General features: G+C 67.6%; 11 protein-coding genes. 8 read left to right on the forward strand and 3 right to left on the reverse strand.

Features of this window, described 5'->3' with window-relative positions; translation table 11 throughout:
* Positions 1-92 precede the first annotated feature (92 nt).
* On the forward strand, positions 93-1118 hold the full coding sequence (locus CLM73_RS09415; RefSeq protein WP_105238205.1) for a LacI family DNA-binding transcriptional regulator: 1026 nt from the start codon (positions 93-95) through the stop codon (positions 1116-1118).
* On the opposite strand, the gene CLM73_RS09420 is transcribed toward CLM73_RS09415, so the two are convergent.
* On the reverse strand, positions 1115-1720 hold the full coding sequence (locus CLM73_RS09420) for a TetR/AcrR family transcriptional regulator (RefSeq protein ID WP_105238206.1): 606 nt from the start codon (positions 1718-1720) through the stop codon (positions 1115-1117). The genes CLM73_RS09415 and CLM73_RS09420 overlap by 4 nt on opposite strands.
* 140 nt (positions 1721-1860) lie before the next feature.
* On the opposite strand from CLM73_RS09420, the gene CLM73_RS09425 reads away from it, so the two are divergent.
* From CLM73_RS09425 to CLM73_RS09455, 7 genes are all read left to right on the forward strand, one after another.
* A complete protein-coding gene (locus CLM73_RS09425; protein WP_105238207.1) occupies positions 1861-3654 on the forward strand; it encodes an ABC transporter ATP-binding protein in 1794 nt (597 codons plus the stop codon).
* Positions 3648-5402, forward strand: a complete 1755-nt coding sequence (locus CLM73_RS09430) for an ABC transporter ATP-binding protein (protein WP_105238208.1) — start codon at positions 3648-3650, stop codon at positions 5400-5402. Before CLM73_RS09425 ends, CLM73_RS09430 begins: the two co-directional genes overlap by 7 nt.
* On the forward strand, positions 5402-6343 hold the full coding sequence (locus CLM73_RS09435; protein WP_105238209.1) for an ABC transporter permease: 942 nt from the start codon (positions 5402-5404) through the stop codon (positions 6341-6343). Before CLM73_RS09430 ends, CLM73_RS09435 begins: the two co-directional genes overlap by 1 nt.
* Complete coding sequence (locus tag CLM73_RS09440) at positions 6340-7290, forward strand: iron chelate uptake ABC transporter family permease subunit (RefSeq protein WP_105238210.1); 951 nt, start codon at positions 6340-6342, stop codon at positions 7288-7290. The genes CLM73_RS09435 and CLM73_RS09440 overlap by 4 nt, the downstream gene beginning before the upstream one ends.
* Complete coding sequence (locus tag CLM73_RS09445) at positions 7287-8063, forward strand: ABC transporter ATP-binding protein (RefSeq protein ID WP_105238211.1); 777 nt, start codon at positions 7287-7289, stop codon at positions 8061-8063. The genes CLM73_RS09440 and CLM73_RS09445 overlap by 4 nt, the downstream gene beginning before the upstream one ends.
* Complete coding sequence (locus CLM73_RS09450; RefSeq protein WP_105238212.1) at positions 8060-9124, forward strand: siderophore ABC transporter substrate-binding protein; 1065 nt, start codon at positions 8060-8062, stop codon at positions 9122-9124. Before CLM73_RS09445 ends, CLM73_RS09450 begins: the two co-directional genes overlap by 4 nt.
* A 101-nt stretch (positions 9125-9225) precedes the next feature.
* The gene (locus CLM73_RS09455; RefSeq protein ID WP_105238213.1) at positions 9226-11442 is read left to right on the forward strand and encodes a TonB-dependent receptor; all 2217 of its coding nucleotides are present in this window, start codon (positions 9226-9228) and stop codon (positions 11440-11442) included.
* Here CLM73_RS09455 and CLM73_RS09460 read toward each other — a convergent pair.
* Both CLM73_RS09460 and CLM73_RS09465 read right to left on the reverse strand, forming a co-directional pair.
* Positions 11414-12328 carry a DMT family transporter gene (locus CLM73_RS09460; protein ID WP_105238214.1) on the reverse strand — a complete coding sequence of 305 codons (915 nt, stop codon included), beginning with the start codon at positions 12326-12328 and terminating at the stop codon, positions 11414-11416. The two genes, CLM73_RS09455 and CLM73_RS09460, sit on opposite strands and share 29 nt — an antisense overlap.
* Entirely contained in the window at positions 12291-13355 is a 1065-nt protein-coding gene (locus CLM73_RS09465) for a histone deacetylase family protein (RefSeq protein WP_105238215.1), read from the reverse strand. The genes CLM73_RS09460 and CLM73_RS09465 overlap by 38 nt, the downstream gene beginning before the upstream one ends.
* Positions 13356-13393 lie beyond the last annotated feature (38 nt).

The raw sequence follows: 13393 nt of genomic DNA on the forward strand, positions 1-13393 counted from the left end.
TTTGATGCGGATCATGTTAGCGCTAACATTTTTGCTTTGGCAAGCGTCTTTTTTTCGGTCAGACTACGCGCTTGCACTTACCGCGAGGGTCCATGTCCGTCCGTAAACCCCGAAGCTCGCGCGCCGGCCGCGTCACCATGCAGGACGTCGCGCGGCGTGTTGGCGTCAGCGCCATCACGGTCTCGCGGGCGCTGCGCACGCCGGACAAGGTGGGGGAAGACCTGCGCCTGCACATCGCGCGGGTGTGCCAGGAACTGGGCTACGTGCCGAACCACGCCGCCAGCGCACTTGCGTCGGCGCGGTCGCAGACCATCGTGGTACTGATTCCGTCGCTGAGCAACGTGGTCTTCGTGGACATCATCACGGGCATCAAGGACGTGCTGGACCAGCACGGCTATCACATGCTGATCGGCGTGACGGGCTACTCGCCCGACGAGGAAGAAGCGCTGCTGCGCAAGTATCTGCAGCATTCGCCCGACGGGTTGGTGCTGACCGGCATCGACCACAATCCGGGCGTCTGGGAATTGCTGCGCGCGCAGGCGATCCCCACGGTGCACACGATCGAGACGCTGGATGGCAGCGACGACATGAGCGTCGGGTTCTCGCAATTCGACTCGGGCTACGCCGCCGGCCGCCATCTGGTGGAGCGCGGCTACCGCCGCATCGGCATCATCGGCGCGCAGTTGGATCCCCGGTCACTGCGCCGCTGCGAAGGGTGCCGGCAAGCGCTGCGCGATGCGGGCCTGTACGACGCGGCGCTGGAAATCATGACGCCCGAGAAATCGTCGATCAGCCTGGGGGCCGCGCTGATGCAGGACCTGCATGCGCGCCACCCCGATTGCGACGCCGTGTTCTTCTGCAACGACGACCTGGCGCAGGGGGCGGTGTTCCAATGCGGCCGGGATGGGTTGCAGGTGCCGGCGCAGATGGCCATCGTCGGGTTTCATGACCTGGCGGGCACGGCCTGGACCACGCCGCCGCTGTCCACCATTGCCACGCCGCGCTACCAGATTGGCTTGTCAGCCGCGCAACTGCTCATGCAGCATCTGGCGGGCGAACCCGTGCCCGAGCGGCACGTGGATCTGGGTTTCAAGCTGGTCCAGCGCGAAACCAGCTAGGCGCCATCCAGCATGGCCATCAGGCCAATGATCAGCGCCTGCATGCCCTGATCCAGCTCCACTTCCATCTCGGATTCTTCCGCCGCGCGCGCGGCGTCGACGACCGGCTCCAGCCCCGCGACTGAATACACCGTGTCCGCCACCGCCAGGCCATGAAACGCCACGGTCGCGAGCAGGATCCGAGACTGCTCCTTTGAGATGCCGTAGGCCTGTGCGATATGGCGCTGGTGCCCGTCGATCTTGGCCAGCATGGACGGCGTCGCGGCCAGCCGACGGATCACGAAGGGCGTCACGCCCGGGTGCGCCTTGACGAACTCGCGCACCGACGTCGCGAACACCGTCAGATAGTCCTTGAGATCCCCGCGATCGTTGCTACAGGCCTGCGGAATCTGCCAGCGCTTGAAGATTTCCTCGGCGACGAGGCGCTTGAGCTCATCAAGGCTGGGCACGTGCTTGTAGAGCGCCATGTGGCTTACGCCCAGCGCCGCGGCGACGCCGACGAACGTGATGTTGGGCAAGCCCATGGCGATGCCGGCGTCGGCGATCCGCTCGCGGGTGATGGTGGGAGGGCGTCCCCGCGCGGGGCGGCGCTCTGGCTGCATGTCTGATCCCTGTTTGTCGCGTGGACTATCCCGCACTTTAACCCGTCCCGAAATTATTTAGTTTATTGCCATGCAACTAATTCAAGGATTTAGTTTATAGTGATGCAAATAATTATCAACTCTGTCCTGGTACTTCGTTCATGAGCACTTCCGGAGCCGCGCCGGCCCACCTTCGACAGCCCGGCCCGCTCAATCTGGTGTTGACCCCGATCCGCGGGCAACTCATTGCCGCAGCCGCGCTTGCCGCGGTGGGCACCCTGCTTACGCTGGCGCCGCTGGCCGCCATCGCGCACATCGCCCGCCTTGTCCTGGAGGGTCCCGCTTCAACGATGCCCGGGCCGGGAATGGGGTGGGGCGTCGCCGCCGCCATTGCTTGCCTGCTCATCGGCCTGGCGCTGGTGTCCGCCGGCGAACTGACCGCCCACCTGGCAGACAACCGGATCACGCATCACCTGCGCGTGGCCGGCGCGCGGCGGTTGGCCCAAGCGCCACTGGGCTGGTTCACAGATCGGGCGTCGGGCGAGGTCAAGCAGGCCTTGCAGGACGACATCGCTACCCTGCATAGCCTCACCGCGCATTTCTTCACGGCGACGGGGCGCGCCGCGGGCGCGATCCTGGCGTCGGCGGCCTACCTGTTCGCGCAGGATTGGCGCCTTGCCATCGTGGCGCTGCTGCCGTTCGCGGGCTTCTTCCTCTTTCTGCGTCGCGCCATGAAGGCCGGCGGCGCGAACATGCCGGTGTTCATGGAACGCCTTGGCCGCCTGAACGGCGCGACAGTCGAATTCGTCAACGGCATACCGGAGGTCAAGGCGTTTGGCGATGCCGGCAAGGCGCATCGCGGCTACCGGGACGCCGTGGACGGCTTTGCCGCGGCCTTTGCCGACTTCACCCGGCCGCTGGTCGCGGCGATGGCGCGGGCGCACGCGCTGATCGCGCCGGTGACGGTTCTGGGCGTGGTGCTCGGCGCGGGCGCGCTGTTCGTAGCGCTGGACTGGATGGCGCCGCTAGACGTGCTGCCTTTCGCGCTGGTGGCGCCAGGCATCTGCGCGCCGATGCTCCTGCTGCACACGCTGCTGCACGATCTGGGCAGCGCAAAGGGCGCGGCGCAGCGTGTGCTGGCGCTTATGAATACGCCGGTTCTGGAGACGCCGCCGGCTGGGTGCGGACAACTTCCCGAAGGCCACGAAGTCCGGTTTGAAAACGTGGGCTACCGCTACGGCGATGGCCACGAGGCGGTGTCCGGCATCACGTTCACGCTGGCGCCCGGCACGGTGACCGCCATCGTCGGCCCGTCCGGCGCGGGCAAATCCACGCTGGCTCGTCTGCTGCTGAGGTTCTTCGACCCGGCACAAGGGCGCATCACGCTCGGCGGCGCGGACCTGCGCCAGATCGAGAGCGCCCAGCTTTACCGGCGCATCGGCTTCGTGCTGCAAGAGGTGCGGCTGATCCACGCCAGCGTGCGCGACAACATCGCGCTGGGCCGGCCCGGCGCCAGCCAGCAGGAAATCGAGGCGGCCGCGCGAGCCGCCAACATCCACGAACGCATCCTGACCTTGCCGCGCGGCTACGACGCCGTGATCGGCGAAGACGCACAGTTCTCCGGCGGTGAAAGCCAGCGCGTGAGCATCGCGCGCGCCGTCCTGCTCGACCCGCCGGTGCTGGTGCTCGACGAGGCCACGGCGGCGGCCGACGCCGGCAACGAGACCGCTATCCAGGAAGCGCTGTCGCGCTTTGCCAAGGGGCGCACGCTGCTGGTGATTGCGCACCGGCTGGACACGGTGGTGCATGCGGATCGCATCCTGGTGCTGGAGGACGGGGCTATTACCGAACAGGGGCGGCACGACGCGCTGTTGGCGCAAGGCGGCAGCTACGCGCGGCTTTGGGAGCAGGGGGGTTATGCGATGGCCACGCCGCAAGAGGAGCCGGCATGCTGAAGACCTTGGTGCGTCTGCTTGGCAATGAGGTTCACGTGCTGCGCCGCTACGCGTGGCTGGCCGTCGCCTATGGGCTGGCCTGCGGGCTGACCATGGCGGCCACGGCGCCGCTCCTCACCCATCTGCTGACCGGCGATGCACGCCAGGCCATCCCGTGGCTGGCCGTGCTGCTCGCCGGGGTGGCGTGCTGCGCGGCGCTGCGCCTGCCGGTCGAGCGTGCGGGGGTGCGTGTGGGCGTCGCGATTCTGCAAGGCGGCCGTCATCGGCTGGGCGACCATGTGGCGCGTTTGCCGGTGGGCTGGTTCACGCCGCACAACACCGCGCGTCTCGGCCATGTCGTCACGCAGGGCATGATGAGCGTGGCCCAGTTGCCCGCCCACGTCTTCACTCCGCTCATTGCAGGCGTGGCCGCACCCCTTGTGCTTGCGGTGGCCTTGTTCGCGCAGCATTGGCTGTTGGGACTGATCGCATTGGCGGCGCTGCCGCTGCTGGCGGGCGTGCTGGCGCTTACCGCGCGGCTGGCGCGGCGTGCCGACACGGCCTTTCACCAGCGCTTTGCCGACACCAGCCAGCGCGTGGTGGAGTTTGCCCAGGCGCAGTCGGTGCTGCGCGCGTTCAGCGCGGAAGGCGGCGGCATGCAGCGTTTCGAGCAATCGCTCGACGCGCAGCGCCAATCGGGCGTGCGCCTGATCTGGCTATCGGCCGCCGCGGCCGTGCTCAACGTCTGGGCGGTGCAGGCCGTCTTTGCCGGGTTGCTGTTTGCGGCGGCCTTTTGGCTCAACGGCCTGCTGGGCGCTGGCGCTGCAACCGGCGAAGTGGTGGCGGCCATCGTCGCGATGCTGCTGGCTGTCCGCTACATCGACGGCTTGCTTGAGGTTGCCGGCTATGGCGAGGTCCTGCGCGGCGCGCGCGCGCAGCTTGGCGAGATCGACGCGCTCTTTGCCGTGGCGCCGCTGCCCGAGCCCGCCGCCCCGCAGACACCGCGCGACGCATCCATCGAATTGCGCGATGTGCGCTTTCGCTACGTGCAAGATGCGCCGGACGTGCTGCTCGGCGTGAGCCTGCGTATCGCGCCGGGCACCATGATTGCCCTGATCGGCGCATCCGGGTCCGGCAAAACGACGCTGGCGCGGCTGATCGCGCGATTCTTCGACGTGACGCAAGGCAGCGTGCATGTTGGCGGCGTCGACGTGCGGCAGATCGCCAGCGCGCAGCTGGCCAGCCAGATCAGCCAGATTTTCCAGGACACCTATCTCTTTACCGGCAGCATCGCCGACAACATCCGCGCCGGCCGGCCGGGCAGCAATGATGCCGATGTCCTGCAAGCCGCGCGGGAAGCGGGCGTGGACGAGATCGCCGCGCGCCTGCCGCATGGCATGGACACGCCGGTGGGCGAGGGCGGCACGCGCTTGTCCGGTGGCGAGCGCCAGCGCATCGCCATTGCCCGTGCGCTGATCAGCGACGCGCCCATCCTGCTGGTGGACGAGGCCACCGCGGCGCTGGACGCGGGCAACCAGGCTGTCATTGCGGACACGCTGGCGCGGCTGCGCGGCAAGCGGACGCTGGTGGTCATCGCGCATCAGTTGTCGACGGTCGCGATGGCCGATGAAATCGCGGTGCTGGAAGACGGCCGGGTCGTCGAAGCGGGCGCGCCGGCGGCGCTGCGCGCGAGCGGCGGGCGGTATGCGCAATTCCTGGCGCAGCGGCAGGCCGCCAAGGGCTGGCGCATTGCCGGAGACCGCGTCTGATGCGTGCCGGGCTGTCGGTGCTGTTCGTCGCACTGTGCGGCGCGTCCCTGCTGGTCGGGGCGCGGCAGCTGGCCTGGACGCAGCTGTTCACGCTGTCGGGCGACGCGTGGCTGACGCTGACCGCGAGTCGCCTGCCTCGGCTGGCCGCGCTGGTGCTGACCGGCGTCGGCCTGTCGGTGTGCGGCGTGATCCTGCAGCACATCGTGCGCAACAAGTTCGTCGAACCGGCCACCTGCGGCGGGCTGGACGCCGCCAAGCTCGGCATCCTGGTTGCGCTGACGGTGGCGCCGTCGATGGGGCCGGGCGGGCGGATGGCGTTTGCGCTGGCGTTCTGCTTTGCCGCCAGCCTGGCCTTCGTCATGATCGTGCGCCGCATCCGGTTCAAGAACACGGTGCTGGTGCCCGTGATGGGTCTTATGTTTGGCGGCGTGCTGAGCGCGCTGGCCGAATTCCATGCCTACCGCAACAACGTCCTGCAAAGCATGCAGGGCTGGCTGCTGGGCGACTTCTCCAAGATCGTGCAGGGCAACTACGAGATCATCTTTCTGATCCTGCCGATCGTCGTGCTGACTTACCTGTACGCGCACCGCTTCACGGTGGCCGGCATGGGCGAGGACATGGCCGCAAGCCTGGGACTGAACTATCCGGCCACCGTCGCGCTGGGCTTGATGCTGGTGGCCGTCACGGTGTCGGCCACGGTCATCACGGTTGGGGCTATTCCATTCGTTGGTTTGGTCGTGCCCAATCTGGTCGCGCTTCACTACGGTGACAACCTGAGCCGCACGCTGCCCGTCGTGGCGCTGGGCGGCGCGTCGCTGCTGCTGGCTTGCGACATCCTGGGACGCGTGCTGATTTATCCGTTCGAAGTGCCTATCGGCCTGACGGCGGGGGGCGTGGGCGGCGTCCTGTTCCTGGCGCTGATTATGTGGAAGCACCGATGAGACGCGCCGCTTCCCGAAAGGTCCTGTGGCTGGCGGTCATCGTGCTGGCCATGGTGTTCGTTTTCTTCCGGTCGGGGCTGGACTTCGACTACGTCATCCCCAAACGCCTCGCGCGGCTGGCGGCCATGGTGATCGGCGGCGTCTGCATCGCGTGGTCGTCGATCGTGTTCCAGACCCTGACCGGCAACCGGATCCTCACGCCCGCCATCATGGGCTACGAGGCGGTTTATCTGCTGCTGCAGTCCGTGATGATCCTGGCGCTGGGCACGCAAAGCCTGGTGCTGCTGGGGCCGAACGGCAACTTCCTGGTCTCAGTCTTGGTGATGCTGGCGTATTCGTGGATTCTCCATCGCTGGCTGTTCCGCCACGGCAGGCAGAACGTGTATTTCCTGCTGCTGGTGGGACTGGTGCTGACCATGGTGATCGGCACCTTCACGCAGTTCGTGCAACTGAAGACCAGTCCGGGCGAGTTCTCGATCCTGCTCGGCTTTACCCAGGCCTCGTTCGGTAAGGCCGAGCCGGCGCAATTGCTGGCATCCGCTGTCATCGTCGCCGCCATATGCCTGGCCGGACGCAGACAATTGCCGACGCTGGACGTCCTGTCGCTGGGACGGGACCAGGCCATGTCGCTGGGCGTGGATCATCCGCGCGCCGTGCAACTGCACCTGGCCTTGATCGCGGTGCTGGTCGCCGTTTCCACCAGCCTGCTGGGACCTACGGCGTTCATGGGCATCTTCGTGGCCAACACCGCATATGCGCTGGCGCGCACGCGCCGGCACCGCGTCACGTTGGCCACCGGCAGCGCCATCGCCGTCGGGATGTTCATCCTGGCTCAGCTCGCGGTCGAGCACATCTTCAACTACAAGACCACCGTCGGCATCCTGGTCAACCTGGTCTGCGGCGGCTGGTTTCTCGCGCTGATGGCGCGCACGCGGGGCACCGCATGATCACGACCAGAAATCTCTCAAAAAGCCACGGGGCGAAGACCGTCCTGCACGACGTGAGCCTGCAGTTTCCCGAAGGCCGGCTGACGTCGCTGATCGGGCCGAACGGGGCGGGCAAGACCACGCTTTTGATGATGATGGCGCGCTTGCTGGCGCCGACGCAGGGCGGCGTTTTCATCGGCAACCGCAGCGTGGCGGACATGCGCCGCGCCGACTACGCACGGCGCGTCGCCACGCTGCGCCAATCGCCCGACTTCAACCTGCGGCTCACGGTGGAAGACCTGGTGGCCTTCGGGCGCTTTCCCTACAGCCGTGGCGCGCTGACGCCGCAGGACCGGCAGGCAATCGACGAAGCCATCGCGTTTCTGTCACTGGAGCCCTTGCGCCACGCGTACCTGGACGAGCTGAGCGGCGGCCAGCGTCAGATGGCGTTCATGGCCATGACCATCGCGCAGCAGACCGATTGTGTGCTGCTGGACGAGCCGCTGAACAACCTGGACATCCGGCATGCCGTGCAGATCATGCGCGCGCTGCGCCGCCTGTGCGACGAGCACGGTCGCACCGTGATTCTGGTCGTGCACGACATCAACTTCGCAGCCAGCTATTCCGACCACGTCGTTGCCCTGAAGGGCGGGGCGGTGCAGTGCGCGGGCGCGGTGCACGAGGTCATGACCGAAGACCGGCTGCGCGAACTGTACGGGCTGGACTTCGAGATCACGCAGGGTGATCGCGGCCGCCTGTGCAACTACTTCAATCCTCCTGGAGAACTGAAATGATCCTGTCGCACTGGCCGAGGGCGCTGCTGCTTGCCGCCGCGATGGCCTCAACGTCGGCGCTGCACGGCTGCGGCCAAGCCACGGACGCGCCCGAGGCCGTCTCGGCGCCGGCTGCCGCACCCGCCGCACCCGCCGCACCCGCCGCACCCGCCGCACCCGCCGCACCCGCCGCACCCGCGAATGCACCATCGCAGAATGCCTATGCCCCCATCACCGTCAAGCACAAGCTGGGCGAGACCGTGATCGACCGGCTGCCGCAGCGCGTGGTGGCCCTGGACATGAACGAAGTCGACTTCCTGGACGAGCTGGGCGTTCCCGTCGTGGGCATGCCCAAGGACTTCGTGCCGCACTTTCTGGCCCGCTACCGCGACGCGCCCGAAGTGCAGGACATGGGCGCCATCGTCCAGCCGAATCTGGAGCGCGTATACGCGGCCAAGCCGGACCTCATCCTGATCACCTCGCTGCAGGCGAACCACTACAAAGAGCTGAGCCAGATCGCGCCCACCATCCATTTCGACGTGGACTACCGCGACAGCCAGGCCGATCACATCGAGATCGTGAAGGACCATCTGCTGACGCTGGGACGCATCTTCGGCAAGGAAGACCTCGCGCGCCAGAAGGCCGCCGGTCTGGATGCCAAGGTGGAGGAGGCGCGCGCGCTGATCCGCGACCGTCCGGAGACGGCGCTCGTCGTGCTGCACAACAACGGCGCCTTCAGCTCGTTCGGCGTGCAATCCCGCTACGGCTTCATCTTCAAGGCGCTGGGCGTAAAGCCCGCCAGTCCGTTGGCCGATGGCGGCCTGCATGGCCAGCCGGTCTCCAGCGAATTCATCCAGCAGGCCAACCCGGACATCGTCTACGTGGTCGACCGCACTGCCGTGATGGAACGCCGCCCGGCCCTGAACGCCGAGACGCTGGGCAACCCGCTGCTGCGCCAGACGTCCGCGTGGCGCGACGGCCGCGTGGTCTTTGCCGACGCCGAAGCCTGGTACGTCACCGCCGCCAGCGTGAAGTCGCTGCATCTGATGATCGACGAAGTCATGAGGCCTTACCGGAACTGATGCTTCGCGACGCCCCGCGCGTCATTGCCGATTCAAACGTAAATGATTCCCAGTCGCCCGGATTGCCGGGCGGTCCCCAGCTCAACTGAACGGAGCATTCCATGAGCAAACGTCGCCATAGCGGCCGCGTCGCACGTCCTTCGCCGCTGGCCGGGCAGGCAAAGCCCGCCTTTTCCCTGAACCCTCTCATTGCCGCCGTGTTCGGCCTCACGCTGGGCGCCGTGGCTGCTGCGCCCGCCTGGGCGCAGCAGGAGGCGGGCGTGAAGACCCTGCCCACGGTGACGGTCACGGGCCAGGCCGAATCGCAGGAGGCGCCCGCAACGCCGTACGCCGGTGGTCAGGTCACGTACGGCGGCCGCGTGGGCTTCCTGGGCGACAAGGACTTCATGGACACGCCGTTCTCCGTCATCAACTACACGGAGAAGTACATCGAGGACCTGCAGGCCAAGGACATCACTGATGTCATCGCCCGCACCGACCCGTCGGTCTTCAGCAACGGCGTGTCGGGCGCGTGGAGCGAGAACTACTCGATCCGCGGCTTTGCTTCCGCCACCACCGACATGACGTTCAACGGACTGGCCGGCATGGCGCCGTACTATCGGACCTCGCCCGAGATGTTCGAGCGGATCGAGGTGCTGAAGGGCCCGTCCGCCTTGCTGAACGGCATGCCTCCCGGCGGTTCGGTCGGCGGCACGGTCAATCTGGTGTCCAAGCGCGCCGGCGCCGAGCCCCTGACGCGCCTCACCGCCACCTACATGTCGGACTCGCAATTCGGCGGGCACCTGGACATGGGACGGCGCTTCGGCGAGAAGCAGCAGTTCGGCATCCGGTTCAATGGCATGTACCGCAACGGCGACGGCCCGGTCGACGACCAGAAGAAGCGCGCGCAACTGGCGTCGCTGGGCCTGGACTGGCGCGGCGAGCGGGTCCGCATCTCCGCCGATCTGTACGACACCGATGAGCGCATCGACGGCGTGACGCGCGGCATCAACCTGGCGCCCGGCATCGGCGTGCCCAAGCCGCCCAAGCCCGAAACCCTGTTGAACCCGGATTGGGCCTACGTGAAGAATCAGGATCGCGGCGCCATGATCCGCGGCGAATTCGACGTCACCGACAAGCTGATGGCGTACGCGGCCATCGGCACCAGCCGCTCCGAATACACCTACAGCGGCGCCATGTCGGCGCAGGTGTTCAACGACGCGGGCGACTTCCGCACGTCGATGGGGCAGCTCAACATGGAGGTGGACAAGACCTCCGGCGACGCTGGCCTGCGCGGCAAGCTGCAGACCGGCGCGATCAAGCACCAGTGGGTGCTGAACGCCACGTACTACTCCGACGACCAGCACGACTACGGCCGCCGCTCGGTGCCCGGCGCGGATTGGGTCACCAACATCTACAACCCGGTCTGGGGGCCGGCGCCCGCCGGCGTCTTTCCGCCGATCATGCACAGCAAGACGCGCATGATCAGCTATGGCCTGGCCGACACCCTGTCCTTTGCCGAGGACCGGGTGCAACTGACGCTGGGGGCGCGCCGCCAGGAGGTCCGCACCGACAGCTTCAGCGTTGCCACCGGCGCGCGCACCAGCCGCTATGACGCGCACGCCACGACGCCCGCCGCCGCGCTGCTCGTCAAGGTCACGGACAACATCTCGGTGTACGCCAACTATATCGAGGGTCTCTCCAAGGGGCAGTCCGCGCCCGCCACGGCGGCCAACGCGGGCGAGCTTTTTGCGCCCTTCAAGACCAAGCAGAAGGAGATCGGCCTGAAGGTCGACCTGGGCGACTTCACCCATACGCTGGCGCTGTTTGAAATCAACCGCCCCAGCAGCTACACCGACCCGGTCACGAACGTGTTCTCGTTCGGCGGCGAGCAGCGCAACCAAGGCGTGGAATGGGGGTTTTTCGGCGAGCCGATGCGCGGCGTGCGCCTGATTGGCGGCGTTGCCTACATCGATCCCAAGGTCACCAAAGCCGCCGTCGCGGCCAATGAGGGCAAGCAGGCCACCGGCATCCCCCGGCTGCAGGGCAAGCTCGGCGTGGAATGGGACGTGCCGGTGGTGCAGGGGCTGACGTTGACCGCCAACGCGACCTCGGTGTCCAAGCAGTACATCAGCGCGGACAATTCGCTGTCGGTGGGCGGCCGAACCACGTACGACGTGGGCGCACGCTATGCCACGCGGGTGGCCGACCGCCCGGTGGTGCTGCGCGCGGCCATCAACAACCTGACGAACAAGGCGTACTGGGGCATGCCTCAGCTGTCGAGCCTGGCGCTGGGCGCGCCGCGCACGTTCATGTTGTCGGCGTCGATGGAGTTCTGAGCGGGCGCCGCGCCAGAAAGACCCCGGCCGCGATGATCAGCCCCATGCCCGCCAGCGCCAGCGCGTCTGGCGGGCGCTGGAACCAGAACGTGCTGAAGCCCAGCGCCAGCAGCAGCTGGAAGTAGTTCAGGGGCGCGAGCGTCGCGGCCGGCACGCGCTGGAAGGCGGCGATCAGCAGGATCTGCGCCAGGCCGCTGCACGCGCCCAGCGCAAGGATGATGGCGGTGTCCGCCGCGCCGGGCCAGGGGTCGGGCAGGAAGAAGGGCGCGGGCAGCGCGGTCACGATCAGGCAGATGTACGCCGTGTACGCATACTGCACCGGCCCCGGCACCTTGTTCGACAGCTTGCGCGTCAGCACCTGGAAGATCGCGTAGCTGACGGCCGACACCGCCATCAGCACCGTGCCCAGCAGGGGCAGGTCGCCGCCGGGCCGCACGATCAGCAGCATGCCGGCAAAACCGGCGGCGACGGCGCCCCACTGCGCCGGGCGGACGCGTTCGCCCAGCATCCACGGCGACAGCGCCACCATGATGAGCGGCGCCGTGAAGTAGATGGCGGTGGCTTCGGACAGCGGCATCCAGATCAGCGCGGTCATGAAGCAGGTCGCCACCGTGGCCAGCATGACGCCGCGCAGCACCAGCAGCGGCTTTTCCGGCGCGTCGCGCAGCCGCAGGCCGCGCCCGTGGCGCCACAGCATGCCCATCGCCAGCGTCACCACCGCCAGGTAGCGCATCACGTTCAGGAAGGGCGCGGGATAGCGTTCCAGCAACTGCTTGGCGCCCGCGTCGAAGGTGGCAAAGGCCACCAGCGCGGCGAAGAACAGCAGAATGCCGGTCTGGCGCGCGCCTTCATTTGCCGCCACGGCCAAAGCCCTCAAGGAACGCATCCAGCGCCGGCCCGATCGCCTCGACCATGTAGCCGCCTTCCTGCACCACCACCGTCGGCACGCCCAGGCTGGCGACGCGCTCGCCGATGTCGCGGTACGCGTCGATGTCCAGCCGGAGCACGCTGATGGGATCGTCCTTGTAGGTGTCGAACCCCAGCGGCAGGACCAGCGCCTCGGGCGCATAGCCCGCCAGGGCGTCCAGCGCCGTATCCAGCGCCTGCAGGAATTCCGGGTTGCCGCAGCCGTGCGCCAGCGGCAGGTTCAGGTTGAAGCCTTCGCCCGCGCCGTGCCCGCGTTCGTGCGCGTAGCCGGTGTAGAAGGGGTAGTACCCGGCCGGATCGGCATGCAGCGACACGGTCATCACGTCCGGCCGCTGATAAAAGATGTTCTGCGTGCCGTCGCCGTGGTGGGCATCCACGTCCAGCACCGCCACCTTGGACCACGTCTGCAGCAGCCGGCTTGCCGCGGCGGCGCTGCTGTTCAGGTAACAGAAGCCGCCCGCGCGGTCGCGATGGGCATGGTGGCCGGACGGCCGGCACAGCGCGTACGACACGCCGCCGCCGCCCGCCACATGGTCCGCCGCCGCCAGCGCGCTATGGGTGGACCGCAGCGCCGAGCGCCAGGTCTGCGGCCCGATGGGGCAGGACAGATCGCTCAGGTAGTACCCGGTCTGCGCCACGATGGACGGTGAGGGGCAGGGGCCGCGCCCGGCGGCATCGATGCGGCCGTTGTAGTACGGCGACAGGTTGGGCAGCACTTCCGGGCCGGGATCCACGCCCGGCGCCTTCAGGGCCTGCCACCGCGCAAAGGCCGTTTCCAGGTAGTCCAGGTAATCCGTGCTGTGGACGTGTTCGAGCGGCTTGCGGCCGTAGTCGGCCGGCGCTTCGACCTTGATGCCGCGCGCCGCCAGCGCCTGCTGCAGGCTCTCGGCGCGCGATGGCAGGTCGGTGGGGGCGCTGATGCGGCCCAGCCGCATGAATTGGCGGGGCGAATGCAGCAACTGTTCTTCGGAAAAAAACGCCTTCATGGATATCCTCGCTCAGACCGTCCCGGTCAATGCCAGAT

It is taken from the genome of Achromobacter spanius (assembly GCF_002966795.1).
In the GTDB taxonomy this organism is placed as follows: domain Bacteria; phylum Pseudomonadota; class Gammaproteobacteria; order Burkholderiales; family Burkholderiaceae_B; genus Achromobacter; species Achromobacter spanius_D.